The organism is Kordia zhangzhouensis (genome assembly GCF_001005305.1).
Lineage (GTDB): Bacteria > Bacteroidota > Bacteroidia > Flavobacteriales > Flavobacteriaceae > Kordia > Kordia zhangzhouensis.
In genome coordinates this window covers 23,884-39,302 of record NZ_LBMH01000010.1, presented here as the reverse complement: position 1 = coordinate 39,302, position 15,419 = coordinate 23,884, and the positions used below count along the sequence as shown (strand labels likewise).

The window sequence follows — 15,419 nt, the reverse complement described above, 5'->3', positions numbered from 1 at the left end:
TAAAAACTTAGTAGTTTTACAATTAAATTCTTAACCATGGCACTCGAAAATATATTTGATGACTCTTATTTTATGAAAAAAGCTTTGCAAGAAGCTGAGTTTGCTTTTGAAAAAGGAGAAGTTCCTGTTGGAGCTGTCATTGTAATTGACAATCGGGTGATTGCACGTGGACATAATTTGACAGAAACGTTAAATGATGTTACAGCACATGCTGAGATGCAAGCAATTACGGCAGCAGCTAATTTTTTAGGTGGAAAATATTTGAGAAAATGTACGTTGTATGTTACACTCGAACCGTGTCAAATGTGTGCAGGTGCTTTGTATTGGAGTCAAATATCTAATATTGTATACGGAGCTCGTGATGAAGAGCGTGGTTGCATCAAACTAAATACAAAGTTACATCCAAAAACAATTATCAAAGGAGGAGTGATGGCCGAAGAAGCATCACAATTATTAAAACGTTTTTTTATTCAGAAGCGTAATTTGAATTAATGATTACGCATCTTTTTTACCATAATCGTTCATCTCTTGAAGTTTTTCTTTAGAAAGAATAAAATCTTCTTTTTTTCTTCCTTTATAACGATGATATATAAAAAGTGGCATCCATATGAATGAAAAGATTAAGATGCAAATACCAATGACTTTTTGATCATAATCTTCTTCTTTGAATTCGTAATAATGAGCAAAAATTCCAACACCTAATAATGCTATAATTAATATAATGAGAAAGTATTTCATGAGTTGTTGAAAAAAATATTTATCGTGTAAAAGTAATCAACTTTCTGCGATATGCCGTTAGTAGTTTTGATTTTGATACAAAACCATAATACTTTCCTCCTTTTAAAACTGGCAAATTCCATGCACTACTATCTTGAAATTTTTTCATAACGGTTTTCATATTGTCTTCCTCATAAATAATGTAATCGGGAGCGTTGTGCATAATATCGTCAACATAAAGAGAATCATACAAAGAAGTATCAAACATGAATTCTCTAATATCATCTAATAAAATAATACCAACAAGAGTTTCGTCATCATCAATAACAGGGAATAAATTTCGACTCGATTTTGCGACAGCCTCATGTAACATAGTACCTAACGTCATTTGTGGTTGAATGGTACTAAAGTTTTGTTCAATGACACTATCGAGAGCCATTAAAGTGAGAACGGTTTCATCTTTATTATGTGTGAGTAGTTCTCCGGTTTCTGCTAGTTCTCGGGTGTAAATTGTATAATTCAATAAGTTTTTAGTAGTCAAAAAAGAAATAGCACAAGTAAGCATTAATGGAACAAACAGGTCGTAACCACCTGTAATTTCTGCAATTAAGAAAATAGCGGTTAAAGGAGCGTGCAAAACACCAGCAATTAAACCTGCCATTCCGACTAGTGTAAAATTAGATTCGGATACAGTAAACCCAAATTGATTAATAACTTTGGCGACAACATTTCCCAACGCACTACCCATAACCATAGTCGGAATAAAAATTCCACCAGAACCACCTGCTGCAAAAGTCGTTGTCATGGCAATTGCTTTAAAAATTGTAATTCCAATTAGTAATAAAATTACAATCCAAATATTGTCAATATATTGATCTAAAGGAGTTGTACCTAAAGCCTTGATATGATCTCCATCTAAAAGATTATTAATAAAACCAAAGCCTTCACCATATAAAGGAGGAATAAAGTAAAGCATCACACCAATAGTAAGTCCGCCTATAATTAATCGATGTTTTTTATGTTTGAATCGTTCAAAAAATCGAGTAATAGCAAAATGCATTTTGGTAAAATACATAGAAGCAAAAGCAGTTCCAATACCAAGGGCAATGTAAAAAGGAATGTCTGTAAGTTGAAATTGTTCTGTAAGATTAAAATTGAATAAGTTTTCATTCCCTAGAAAAAAATAGGAAGTTACAACTGCCGACACAGATGCTAGTAATAATGGAATTAAAGAAGTTAAGGTTAAATCTAAACTAAAGACTTCTATAGCAAATATAATGGCAGCAATAGGCGATTTAAAAATGGAGGAGATGGCTCCAGCCGCTGCACAACCTATAAGTAAGATTCTAGTTTTACTATTGATATGAAATAATTTACTAATGTTAGAACTAATTGCAGAACCTGAGGCTACTGCAGGACCAAGCAACCCAACAGAACCTCCAAAACCAACAGTTAGCGGAGCTGTAATAAGTGGCATATACATTTTATGATTTGGGATAATACCTGTACGTTTAGAAAGCGCGTATAGAATTGATGATATAGCATGTTCAGGTTCTTTTTTGAAAACCTGCTTTACTAATACATATACTAAAAAAAGACCAATTACAGGTAAGATAAAGTACAATTGATTTTTAGAAAATATAATTCCATTTTCTAATAGAGCTTCTATATAAAAAGTAATATTCTTAATAGTAACGGCAACCAATCCTGAACTTAAACCCACTAAAACACTCAAAATATATACAAAGTTTTTATTGGAGATATGTTTATATCTCCAGATAAGAAAACGTGTAAAGCGCGATTTTTTTCGAGTTGACATTGTTCTTTTAATAGAATACATCTAAAGTACGTAATCCAAAGTAAATGTAAAACACAAAAAACCCTGCAATTTGCAGGGTTTAGATTTTAAAAAAAGTTTGAACTATATATCTAGTTTTATGTTTAGTTCTTTTAATTGTTCTGAATCAATTGGAGCAGGCGCATCAATCATCACATCACGACCAGAGTTGTTTTTCGGGAATGCAATAAAGTCGCGGATTGTTTCTTGTCCGCCCAAAATGGCAACGAGTCGATCCAATCCGAAAGCTAGTCCACCGTGAGGAGGTGCTCCATATTGGAAAGCGTCCATTAGGAAACCAAACTGTGCTTTTGCTTCTTCATCTGTAAATCCCAAATGTTTGAACATAGTTGCTTGCACTTTTTTATCGTGAATACGGATAGATCCACCACCGATTTCGTTTCCGTTTAAAACAAGGTCATATGCATTTGCTTTAACTTCACCAGGTTTGCTGTCAAGTAATTCCAATTGTCCTGGTTTTGGCGAAGTAAAAGGGTGATGCATAGCATGATAGTGTCCTGTTTCTTCATCTAGTTCTAATAGCGGAAAGTCAACCACCCATAGTGGAGCGAACTCTTCTGGATTTCGCAGCCCTAAACGTTCTGCCATTTCCATACGTAAAGCACTTAGTTGCGCACGCACTTTGTTTGTTTTTCCAGATAATACACATATTAAATCACCTGATTTTGCACCTGTTTTTTCTGCCCATTTTGCCAAATCATCTTGGTCGTAAAATTTATCTACAGATGATTTATAGGTTCCATCTTCGTTACATTTTACATACACCATTCCCAATGCACCAATTTGTGGACGTTTTACCCAATCAATCAATTTATCGATTTCTTTTCGCGTGTAACTTGCAGCGTCTGGTATAGCAATTCCAACAACCAACTCGGCAGAGTTAAATACTGAAAAGTCTTTATGTTGTGCTACCTCATTTAATTCACCAAACTCCATTCCGAAGCGAATGTCAGGTTTGTCGTTTCCATATTTTTTCATGGCTTCATCAAACGACATTCGTGGAAATTTTTCAATATCTATTCCTTTAATTTCTTTTAATAAGTGACGTGTCAATCCTTCAAAAACAGTTAAAATGTCTTCTTGTTCAACAAATGCCATTTCGCAATCAATCTGCGTAAATTCAGGTTGTCTATCGGCACGCAAATCTTCATCACGAAAACATTTTACAATCTGAAAATATTTATCCATTCCACCAACCATTAGTAATTGCTTGAAAGTTTGTGGCGATTGCGGTAATGCGTAAAACTCACCTTCATTCATACGAGAAGGCACTACAAAGTCACGAGCACCCTCAGGTGTTGATTTGATTAAATATGGAGTTTCTACCTCTATAAAATCTTGTTTAGATAGATAATTTCGGACTTCCATAGTTACTTTATGGCGAAACATTAAGCTATTTTTTACAGGATTGCGTCGAATATCCAAATAACGGTATTTCATGCGAATATCTTCACCACCATCAGTATCGTCTTCAATCGTAAAAGGAGGCAATAAAGAAGCGTTTAAAATTGTTAGTTTCTTTACAAGAATCTCAATGTCTCCTGTTGGGATTTTCGTATTTTTTGCTTCACGTTCAATGACTTGACCTGTAACTTGAATCACAAATTCTCTTCCGAGTGTTTTTGCTTTTTCAAAAACATCAGCTGGCGTGCGTTCTTCATCAAAAATCAATTGAGTGATTCCGTAGCGATCGCGAAGATCTACCCAAATCATAAATCCTTTATCTCTTGATTTTTGAACCCAACCTGCTAAAGTAACTTCCTGTGAAACGTGTGATGCTCTTAGTTCACCACAACTATGTGATCTGTACATGTGTATGCGATTTTAAAAGCGCAAATTTACAAGTTTTTAACGGATGAACTGTGTTGCAAACAGAATTATTTTATGAATAAACACTGTGATATCTACAGCTTTTTTTTGAATGTATATTTTTCAATTAGTTCTATTTAAGAACCATTTTTTATATGAAAACCTTCTTTTTTATCAATTTGTATGCTAATGTTACTAAAAAATAAACGTATAAATACTTGATTATTAGTAATTTGAACTTCCAATGTTAATTTAATGTTACGTAATTGTTGCTCAAAAGTAAAAAAAAAGTTAAGTTTGTAATATAAATATTAATTAGATTCTCAAATCATAAAAAATATATAGTATGAAAAAGTTATTCATTATGGCAGTTTTGTTCTTTTCAGGAACAATTGCTTTCGCACAAAATACACAAAAACCTACTTTAGAAAAAAACGGAGATTTAATTGAAGCCACTTATTATCATGAAAATGGAGAAGTAGCGCAAACAGGTTTTTTTACTTTAAAAGGAAAACTACAAGGAGAATGGAAGTCTTTTGATGAAAATGGAAAAAAGATTGCCGTTGGAAATTATGAAAATGGAAAGAAAGTAGGAAAGTGGTTTTTCTGGGAATCAAATTTACTAAGCGAAGTTGATTATTCAGATAGTAAAATTAAAGATGTTAATCAATGGAAGCGAACTAGCACTGTTGTAAGTAACAAGTAAATAAAACAAGACAAAAAAAACCGAAAGCATTGCTTTCGGTTTTTTTTGTTTATACAGTTTCTATAGGCACATCTATTTCATTAAGATTTTGATCGTCATCAGTATCATTATCAATCATTTTATCATATTCTACAGGACGCTTACTTTTAAATGCCCAAAACTTGAACTTTGTAATTAAATAGAAGAGTACTGGAACTATAATTAATGTAAGGAATGTAGCTATAATTAGTCCATAAATAACGGTCCATGCTAGTGGTCCCCAGAAAATTACATTGTCACCACCTAAATAAATTTTAGGGTCAAAATCACTAAACAAAGAGAAAAAGTCAATATTAAAACCAATTGCTAGAGGTATTAAACCTAAAACTGTGGTAATAGCTGTTAATAATACCGGACGCAAACGCGCTTTTCCAGCTTTTACTACTGCTTCAAATACATGAGGTATAGGTAAGTAGGTGTCTTTATCTAATTTTAACTCATGCTTCTTTCTGTCAATTAATAATTGCGTGTAATCGAGTAATACCACACCGTTATTTACAACAATTCCTGCTAGAGAAATGATTCCCATCATTGTCATCATAATTACGAATGCAGCCCCGGTAATGAGTAATCCGCCAAATACACCAATCAAGCTTAAAAAGATTGCAATCATAATGATTGTAGGTTTTGAAATTGAGCTGAATTGGAAAATTAAAATTAACATGATTAGTCCTAAACCAGCAAAAAACGCACCCATTAAGAATATCATTTGCTTTTTTTGTTCTTCAATCTGTCCTGTATAATCAATTTTGATTCCTTTCGGTTTGAATTCGTCTCCAATTTCGGCTTTAATCTGGTCTACAATTGCCGCAGCATCTGTGTGTCCAGGTGCTAACCCAGAATAAACAGTTACAACACGTTTGTAGTCATTATGTTTAATTGCGCTAAACCCAGATGTGTTTCGTTGCTTGGTTACTGCAGAAACAGGAATTTCTTTCAACTGCCCCATTTGATTCCTAAAAATCAATTTTTGGTTAAATAGAGAGCTTTTGTTATAACGGTTTTCTTCATTGAAACGAACATAAATATCATAATCTTCTCCATTTTCTTTGTAAACAGCAGCTTTTACACCAAATAAAGAAAATCGAAGTTGTTGTCCGACTTGCCCAGCAGAAACGCCTAGCTCTCCGGCTTTCTCTCTATCAACCACAACTTGCATTGCAGGCTTTCCTTTGTTCACATCGATTTTTAACTCTTCAATTCCTTCAATATTTTTTGAATTGATTAAATCACGTAGTTTTCCGGCTTGAGTAATCAATTCAGAATAATCATTTCCTTCTAGTTCAATGTTGATTGGATATCCTACTGGAGGACCAACAGCATCTTTTTCAACAGAAATAGCAACTCCTGGATAGATTCCTTTCAAGGCTTCTGTTACTTTTTGACGTAATACTTCACTATCTTTTCCATTGCGGAATTTATATTCGCGCATGGACGCGGTGATTTTTCCTTTGTGTGGCATTTCAGCAGCAGAACCTCCATCTGTTTGAGGGTTTCCTGCTCCTTCACCTACTTGAGAAACTGCAGATTCTACTAAGAAATTACGGCTACCTTCCATATATTCTTCATCATTAAGAACCGCATAAACGCGTTGCTCAATGTCCTTAGTAATCTCATTAGTTTTTTCAATCGCTGTTCCTTGAGGATATTCTATATAAACAATGATTTGATTTGGCTTGTTATCAGGGAAAAACTCAACTTTAGTTCGTTTGTCACCAATGGATTTTCCAAATAGTGAAAAAGCAATGATTAACAGCGCAAATGTTCCAATTGTAAATGCATAGGGTCTTCTACCGCTTAGAGCGTATCGTAGAAAACGTTCGTATGATCTTTCCAAAGCAGAAAGGATTCTTTTTTGGAAATAACGAGCCATAGGTTTTAGTACATATTTATATATCCAAAACATTAGGGAAATAAAAATGAAAAGTGTACCTAAGCCAGTTGCATTTCCGCCTATGAAATAGCAAATGATTGCTAAGAAAACGAGAGCAGCACTTACCAGTAACAACTGTCGAACCTTTAATTCGCGCTCACCAACTTCCATAAATTGAGATACCATCATTGAATTGATGAATATGGCTACAAATAGGGAAGAGCCTAATACAACGGATAGTGTAATAGGGAAATAAATCATAAATTGCCCCATAACACCTGGCCACATTCCAAGAGGAACAAAAGCTGCTACTGTTGTGGCTGTTGATATGATAATTGGAAAGGCAATTTCTCCAATCCCTTTTTTTGCTGCTTGAATACGTGACATTCCTTCTTCGTCCATTAAACGATATACGTTTTCTACTACTACGATTCCGTTGTCAACTAACATTCCAAGTCCCATAATAAGGGCAAATAGAATCATGGTATTCATGGTATATCCCAAAGCATCTAATATCATGAACGACATGAACATAGACATTGGAATTGCTAATCCGACAAAGAGAGCATTTCTAAACCCTAAAAAGAACATTAAAACAAATACCACAAGTATGATTCCGAAAATGATATTATTAACCAAATCGTTTACTTGGTTGATGGTTTTTTCAGATTGATCATTGGTTATAGAAACTTTCAAGTCTTCATGATTGGCTTTAAAATCATTAATTATAACATTGATTTGTTCTGCGGCAGCGACCATATTTTTACCAGCACGTTTTTTTACATCAAGCATTACTACACTATTGCCAAATTCGCGCGCATATGTTGTTTTGTCTTCTTCTTTAAAACTAACGGTTGCAATATCACGGAGATATACAGGGCCATTGAGTGACTTTACGACAAAATCATTTAACTCTTTCGGGTTTTTGATTTCGCCTAAAATTCGGATTGTACGTCTTTGTCCAGAAGTGATTAAGTTTCCGGCAGACATTGTCATGTTTCCATTAGCAATAGCATTTCTTACATCGTCAAAGCTAACTTTAGCAGCCATCATTTTATAAATGTCAACAGCTACTTCAACTTCTTTTTCTTGCGCACCGCGAATGTCAACTTGTTTGATTTGCTCAAGATCTTCTATTTCATCTTCAAGGAACTCTGCATATTCTTTCAATTTTTCTACAGGATAATCTCCTGAAATATTGATGTTCAAAATAGGAGCTTCTTCAGAAATATTAAGATCAAATACATTAGGTTCTACTTTAGCTCCATTGAATGTAGGCCAATCTTCACCACCTTTTTCAGCATCAACTTCATCTTTTATTTTTTGTTTAGCAGCTTCTACAGTAATATTCTCGTCAAATTCAACGACAATAATTCCATAATCTTCTTGTGAAGTAGAAGTTACTTCTACTACATTACTTACGTTCTTAATGCGGTCTTCTAGAGGATCTACAATTAACTTTTCAATATCTTCAGCAGTATTTCCTCTGTAAACAGTACTGATGTAGATTTTTGTTTCTTTAATTTCAGGGAAATTTTCTCTTGGCATGCTAAAATAAGCGGTGAGCCCAAGCACGAGAAGCAATCCCATGATGATATAGATAATGGTAGGGTTGTCAATTGCCCAAGAGGAAAGTCGGAACTCCTTGTTTATTTTTTTATCAGACATAGGGTTGATAGATTATTATTTAACTGTTACTTCTTGACCATCGTTTACACTACGAGCACCTGCTTTAATAACTTGGTCACCATCATTCAATCCATCGATTACTTCAATATAATCTCCTTGTGTTTTTCCGGTTGATATAATGGCTTTTTTTGCTCTTTTAATACCTTCTTTTGAAGAATCAATGACATATACATATTGTTCTCCATCTGCATTTTCTGAGATAATACTTTGAGGAATAAGAAAAGCTTTAGGATTGGTATAATCGTTAATTCTCAATTTTGCAGTCAAGTTGGGCTTAATATTACCATCTTTATTAGGCACAGCAACCTCTACTTTAAATGTTCTATTGTTTGGATCAATAAAGTCTGCAGCTTGACGAATTTTAGCATTGATTGTTTCTCCTAATATTGGGAAGTAAACTTCAACATTTTTTCCTTTGGTGACACTGGTAAGATATTTTTCTGGAATGACAGCTTCGATATACATATCGTTTAAATTTACGATACGAATAACAGGAGACATTCCCGCACTTACAACCGAACCTTGTTCAGTAATAACATCATCAATGATTCCTGAAAAAGGTGCTCTGATAGAAGTTTTTCCAATTTGTACTTTTATTTGATCAACAGCTTTTTGTTGAGCTTCATACGCAGATTTTGCTTGTAAAAACTGAATTTCCGAACCAATTTTTTGATCCCATAATCTTTTTTGACGCTCATAAGTAGTTTTGGCCAAATCGGCTTGAATTTGCAATTGAGATAGTTGTTGGCTCATGCCACCATCATCTACTTTTGCTAGTATTTGCCCTTGTGAAACACGTTGCCCTTCTTTTACATACACTTGCTGTAAAATTCCGTTCATTTCTGGAGTGATGACAATATTTTTCTTCGTGTCTACATTTCCTTGAAGCTCCAAGTAATGATTAAAAATAGTGTCTTTGGCAGTAAAAACGGTGACTAATGTTTTTTTCTTTGTTGGATTAATTTTTTCAATTGCTTCTGATAGTTTTTTTATGTCTTCCTCAAGAGTTGTTTTTTCTTTCTTGAGAATTTCTCTTTTTTCCTTCATCGCTTTTACATTTTGGTCAGCGATAAGTGTATCCACATTTTTTTTGGCATCGTTTCCACAAGAAGCCATCAATAGGATGAAAGGAAGGAGCAGGATATATATTTTTTTCATTAGAATTAATTTTTCTGATTCGTTGTTAGTATGTTTTTATACAATTCGTTTTGGAGTAATTAGTTTGTTTGACTCAATATGGTTTCTAAAGCCGCTTTTTTATTAATTACATCAAGCATGGTTTGTAAATACTCTTGTTGAGCGGCGTATAATTGGGTTTGTGCTTGGCGCAACTCAAAACTAGAACCAACGCCTTCAAAGAATTTTACTTGATTTTTCTTTTCAATACGTTCAGAGAGGTGTAAATTCTTTTTTGCGGTTTCATATTCTTCAATAGCTAACTGATAGTCGCTTTTAGCCGCATCAATTTGTAATTTAAGCTGTTGCTCAACTTCTACCAATCCATCTTCAGCTTTTTCAAGATTTATTTGTGCTCGTTGTGTGGCAGCACTTCTTTTTAATGAACTGAAAATAGGAATGCTAAGGTTAAAACCAAAAGCAGCAGTACCAAACCAACGTTGTTCTTTGTTAAAAAAGTCAAACGAATTTGCGTTACCATTATAACCACCAGTCAAAAACCCTGAAAGCGTAGGTAAGGCTTTACTTTTTTCTAATTTTAATAACAATTCTTTTGAGTGTTTGTCATTAGCTGCAATCTTGTAATCTACCGTTTGTGTTACATCATCTTCAACCAATAAAATAGAAGGAGCCATATTTTGCATGGTCAACTCCTGTAATGAATCTGTCAATTTTGTATCATGATTCAAGTCTATTCCCATAGCAATATTGAGCATTTTATAAGACAAATCGCGAAGTCTTTCTACGTTTCTAAGATTGCTTTCTACACTTGCTAAAGTAATCTCTAATTGCTCAACATCTTCTTCTTCTGTCAATCCGTTTTCGAAGATTTTTTTTGTTTCAAACAAGTTCTTTTCTAAAGTAGCTTTATTACGTTCCAAAATAGTAACACTTTCTTCAGATAAAAGGACATTCCCATACGCATTGATTACAGATTGACGTACTTGTAAGTCGGTTTTTTCTTTGGCATTTTTAGAAATTTCTAAAAATACTTTCGCTGATTGTAAACCTACCAAATATGATCCATCAAAGATGAGTTGTGTAAGTGTAGCATTGGCATTTACAGATTGTTTAGTTCCAAAAACTACAGGTATAAATTCGTCAGGTCTTGGCGCAGCAGGAATTTGATCAATAACAGGCAAACTACTCAAGTCATAAAAATCGTCCAACTGTCGTATTTGATTATATGGGTCAAATGCACTTGCTGGCAGTAATGAAACAGGTTGTTTTATAAAGTTTTGATAATCGATTTGCGCATTAATTTGTGGCAAACCTGTAGCGGTAGTTTCCCATTTTTGTTTTTCGGCAGCTTTAATGTCACGAGCCGCATTTTTGGCAGTTCTGTTATTTTCTAAAGCAAATGCAATAGCTTCTTCTAGGGAAAAGTTTTTAGGTATTTTATCTTCTGGATTTTGGGAAAGTCCCAATTGTAGAAAACAGAAACTAAAAATAAATATTAGTTTGTTTTTCATATTATATTGATTGATTAGTTGTTATAAATTGTTGTAATGTTTCAAGTCCTTTTGGCGTGCAAATTCCACGTAAGTGATATTCTAAAAAATAATCCATTAATACATGCATCGGAAAAAGTTTGGAAGGGAATAATGAATGATCTTTAATTCCGGTTACACCATTAAAATAAATACGCGATACAAACTCTACATCAATATTTTTACGGTACATTCCAGAATTTACTCCTCGTGTCAAATTATCTTTTACGCAGTCTTGCATGACGTCAAACTGTTTCTTTTTAAGTGTTGCGTAAATTTTTGGATAGTATTTTTGCAATTGATATTGAGGTGAAGATTTTTCATCCTTCAAATGTTCCATTACAAAGCGTTTGATTTCATACAGTTCTTCAATTGAGTTTTTTTCAGCTGCACATATCAAATCAATACCTTCACTAATTACGCAAAAAAGGGAGCCCGTAACTTCATTGATCAAATCGGTTTTATTATTAAAATGCGTGTAAATAGTTTTTTTTGAAATCCCCATTTCATTGGCAATATCATCCATAGTTACACTCTTAAACCCTAAGTTTAAGAACATATCGGTTGCAGTTTCTTTTATCTTTTCTTTCATAATTGGCGACAAAAGTAAGCAGGAAACTTTAAAAACAGAAAAAGTTTCCAAAGTTTTTACATTTATTTAACAAATGGTTTCTATTTGTGTCAAACGGAAATATGGTATTTTAGCTAAAATTTTTATTGAATGACACAAATTGCTCATTATAGAGACGCGTTTATTGCCTATTTGGATGAAAAAATTGTTTTAAATAAACCTAAAAATTTATATGAACCTATCCTGTACATTTTACAACTTGGAGGAAAACGTTTGCGACCAGTATTAACTTTAATGACGGCAGAGATTTTTGGGACTCCTTATAAAAAAGCGTTAGATGCGGCGTTGGCAGTTGAAGTTTTTCATAATTTTTCATTAGTGCATGACGATATTATGGATGCTGCACCATTGCGAAGAGGAAAAGCAACGGTTCACGAAAAATGGGACGTCAATACAGGGATTTTATCTGGTGATGCAATGCTTATTATAGCATATCAGTTATTTGAAAATTATGATGGAACAACATTCAGGGAATTAGCAAAGTTATTCAGTAAAACAGCAATTGAAGTTTGTGAAGGTCAGCAATACGATATCGATTTTGAAACACGAAATGATGTCACGATTCCTGAATATTTAAAAATGATTGAATACAAAACGGCTGTTTTGGTAGGAGCCGCAATGAAAATGGGAGCCTTGGTAGCTAATGCAAGTGAAAAAGATGCTGCTGGAATATATGATTTTGGTCGTTATTTAGGATTGGCTTTTCAGCTACAAGATGATTATTTGGATGCCTATGGTAATCCAGAAACGTTTGGAAAGCAAGTAGGAGGCGATATAATTGAAAATAAAAAGACGTATTTATATCTGAAAGCTCTTGAAAATAGTTCGAAAGAGAATAAAGAAAAACTTATTGAATTATTTTCAAGTCAGCCAACAGATACGACCAAAAAAGTTGAGTTGGTAAAGCAGTTATTTAACGAAAGCAACGCGCCAGAAGCAATCAAAGAAGCAATTCAAGTATATACTAGTAAAGCATTTCAGGTGTTGGAAACGTTAAATATTGGTGAGAGAGAAAAGCAATCACTTACATTATTTGGCAAACAATTGATGAATCGAACAGTTTAAGTGCTAAAAGTTGATTTTTTAAAACTTCCGCACTCAAAATCACTACAAATCTGTTCCCAATTTTAATCCAATAAAAATCGTTCTTGGTTGTGATGGTCCATAAATATAGTTGGGATCTCTATTGATAGTTTTATCAAAATCATCTTGATATGCGTTGAACATATTTTTTAAACCGCCATTTACTTGCAGTTGATAGTTTTCAGAAACAGCAAACGTTCTGCTCGCATTTATTCCAATTTCTAATAAATTAGGAGTTTCTTCCAAGATTGTTTCAGAAATAAAACCTGCAACATGCGGCACGTACATTTTTCCTGTAAAAATACCATTCAAATTAAAACTCCATTTATTATTGGGTGTATAATTTACCATCATATTTCCATAGATGTTAGGTGTTCGCATAATTTTGTTAGTTACAATACCTTCTTCAGGTTCAAATGATTTTTCATAATAGCTATTTTGAACGGTTCCGCCTAGTTGAAACAACAACGTTGGATTTGGACTAAAGCGAGCTTCCAAATTAAATCCATTCACAATTGCGCTATTACCATTAATTTTTTCTTTAATTTCTAAACCGTCTATTTCGCCACGAGCTTCATATACAAACGGATTGTTAATTTGGGTATAAAAGCCTTCTAAAGTCAATACTAATTGATGATTTTCATGTTGATGAGCATATTCCAGAGAGCCAATAAAACTGTGTGATAATTCTTTTTTTAAGTTGGAAGCCAAACGCACACGTCTTACCTCTCCTGAAATAATTTCAGAGTGTACATCTTCTGAAAAAAATTGAGGAGCTCTAAACCCTTGCGAATATCCAGTTCTAAAGCTAATAGTTTCTGTTAAATTGTATAAAATACTCACTCGAGGATTTACAATACATAACGTTTCAGTGTTCAAATTAGACAAAAACAATTCACCGCGTGCTCCTGTTAATATCTTCAGATTTTCTAACACTTTCCAATCCAATTGCGTGTAAATTCCAATCGAATTCGTGTTTTGTGTTATAGGATTTACCAGCGGGTTTTCACGACGTTCGGTAATTCTATTAAAACGGTGTTCCACGCCAGATGTCAAATCCATACTATGACCAAAAAAGTTATTAAACTTAGCGGTATGTTGAACGCCAGAAACGGTAAGAAAATCTTTTGTTATGCCAAATCCATTTGGATCTTGTTCTGTTCCGTAATAATTATCAGAACGTGTATGTTGTACATTTCCATAGAAGGAAAATTTTTGTAAAAAATCTTCAGTAAAATAATCAAACGTTACACCTCCTCCAATCACATTACTTGTAATTTCTTCGGCTATATTAGCAAAAATGGGCGATTTATCAATAAAATCTCCACCACGTCTATATTCGTGTGAAGTATTGAAATCGAATGTCAACTTTCGTTGAAAGTCAAACTTATAAAACGATTTGATGCCAAAATGTAAGTTTCTCAATTTTGTCATCTCCGAAAAACCATCGGTATTTGCATCATAACTTTCTCGATTGCGATGCATTCCGAAGAATGTAATTCCTTTATTGAGGTTGTTGGAAACAAATGTAGAGTTAAACGTGTTTACAGCATCTATACTTTCTTCGCCTATGAACCCAAATTTTGTAGCCACTTGAAATTCATTTTCTATCGGATCTTTGGTAATAATGTTAATGGTTCCTGCGATTGCATTTGAGCCAAAAATTGCAGAACCACCGCCACGTGTCACTTCAATTTGCTTAATCATGTTTGTTGGAATTTGCTCTAACCCGTAAATTCCATTTAAGGAACCAAATACAGGGCGACTATTGATTAGAATTTGCGAATACGCACCATCCAATCCATTGATACGAATTTGAGAAAATCCGCAGTTTTGACAGTTTACTTCTGTGCGCAAACCTGGCTGAAAATTTAGTCCATCAAATAGGGTATTGGCTTGTACTTTTTGCAATACTTCAGCGTTAGTTACAGTTATCAAAACAGGAGCTTCTCGTCGATTTAATGAAGTTTTGGTAGCAGATACGACTACTTGATCGAGTCCGAGAGGATCTTCTTGCAATTCAAAATTGATTGTAAGAGGGAAGTCTTTAACCACAATTTGCTTTTCTATTCGTTTAAAGCCAATTGATTGTAAGACTAAGATATAGTTTCCAGGTTTTATGTTAAGTGTATAAAAACCATCTTCATTTGTAATAGTTCCTTGAGTAGATTCTTTAATATACACATTTACAAAATCTTGTGCCTTATTTTGAAAGGACACAATTCCTTTTATTTCTACAGATTGAGAAAAGACAAAAGAATAAAAAAGAAAAAGTAGTAGAGTTATTTTTAATCTCATTAAATTAATTTTTTGCAAATGTATAATATATTTTTAGGCTTATCTAAAAA

General features: G+C 33.6%; 11 protein-coding genes. 3 read left to right on the top strand and 8 right to left on the bottom strand.

Going from position 1 to position 15,419, the window contains the following annotated elements; translation table 11 throughout:
* Nucleotides 1-36: 36 nt before the first annotated feature.
* The gene (locus tag AA088_RS14135; protein ID WP_046745683.1) at nt 37-492 is read left to right on the top strand and encodes a nucleoside deaminase; all 456 of its coding nucleotides are present in this window, start codon (nt 37-39) and stop codon (nt 490-492) included.
* Nucleotides 493-495: 3 nt separating this feature from the next.
* Here the strand turns inward: AA088_RS14135 and AA088_RS14130 are convergent, their stop codons facing one another.
* The 3 genes from AA088_RS14130 to aspS all read right to left on the bottom strand — a co-directional run bounded on the left by AA088_RS14130 (nt 496) and on the right by aspS (nt 4,387).
* Nucleotides 496-738 carry a hypothetical protein gene (locus AA088_RS14130; RefSeq protein ID WP_046745682.1) on the bottom strand — a complete coding sequence of 81 codons (243 nt, stop codon included), beginning with the start codon at nt 736-738 and terminating at the stop codon, nt 496-498.
* A gap of 19 nt (nt 739-757) precedes the next feature.
* Nucleotides 758-2,536 carry a chloride channel protein gene (locus AA088_RS14125; protein ID WP_046745740.1) on the bottom strand — a complete coding sequence of 593 codons (1,779 nt, stop codon included), beginning with the start codon at nt 2,534-2,536 and terminating at the stop codon, nt 758-760.
* 102 nt (nt 2,537-2,638) lie between these two features.
* Entirely contained in the window at nt 2,639-4,387 is a 1,749-nt protein-coding gene (gene aspS, locus AA088_RS14120; RefSeq protein WP_046745681.1) for an aspartate--tRNA ligase, read from the bottom strand.
* Between the two features lie 343 nt (nt 4,388-4,730).
* Between aspS and AA088_RS14115 the strand changes: the two genes are divergently transcribed.
* Complete coding sequence (locus AA088_RS14115; RefSeq protein WP_046745680.1) at nt 4,731-5,090, top strand: toxin-antitoxin system YwqK family antitoxin; 360 nt, start codon at nt 4,731-4,733, stop codon at nt 5,088-5,090.
* 49 nt (nt 5,091-5,139) lie between these two features.
* Here AA088_RS14115 and AA088_RS14110 read toward each other — a convergent pair whose 3' ends face one another.
* The 4 genes from AA088_RS14110 to AA088_RS14095 are packed head-to-tail and all read right to left on the bottom strand — an operon-like array spanning nt 5,140 to nt 11,949.
* Nucleotides 5,140-8,670, bottom strand: coding sequence for an efflux RND transporter permease subunit (locus AA088_RS14110; protein ID WP_046745679.1), 3,531 nt, complete (start codon nt 8,668-8,670; stop codon nt 5,140-5,142).
* A 15-nt stretch (nt 8,671-8,685) separates the two neighbouring features.
* A complete protein-coding gene (locus AA088_RS14105) occupies nt 8,686-9,849 on the bottom strand; it encodes an efflux RND transporter periplasmic adaptor subunit (protein ID WP_046745678.1) in 1,164 nt (387 codons plus the stop codon).
* Nucleotides 9,850-9,908: 59 nt separating this feature from the next.
* On the bottom strand, nt 9,909-11,339 hold the full coding sequence (locus tag AA088_RS14100) for a TolC family protein (protein WP_046745677.1): 1,431 nt from the start codon (nt 11,337-11,339) through the stop codon (nt 9,909-9,911).
* A gap of 1 nt (nt 11,340) precedes the next feature.
* A complete protein-coding gene (locus AA088_RS14095) occupies nt 11,341-11,949 on the bottom strand; it encodes a TetR/AcrR family transcriptional regulator (RefSeq protein WP_046745676.1) in 609 nt (202 codons plus the stop codon).
* A 129-nt stretch (nt 11,950-12,078) separates the two neighbouring features.
* Between AA088_RS14095 and AA088_RS14090 the strand changes: the two genes are divergently transcribed.
* Nucleotides 12,079-13,053, top strand: a complete 975-nt coding sequence (locus AA088_RS14090; RefSeq protein WP_046745675.1) for a polyprenyl synthetase family protein — start codon at nt 12,079-12,081, stop codon at nt 13,051-13,053.
* 42 nt (nt 13,054-13,095) lie between these two features.
* On the opposite strand, the gene AA088_RS14085 is transcribed toward AA088_RS14090, so the two are convergent.
* Nucleotides 13,096-15,369 (bottom strand): TonB-dependent receptor, encoded by a 2,274-nt coding sequence (locus AA088_RS14085; RefSeq protein ID WP_046745674.1) that lies wholly within the window; start codon nt 15,367-15,369, stop codon nt 13,096-13,098.
* Nucleotides 15,370-15,419: the final 50 nt, after the last annotated feature.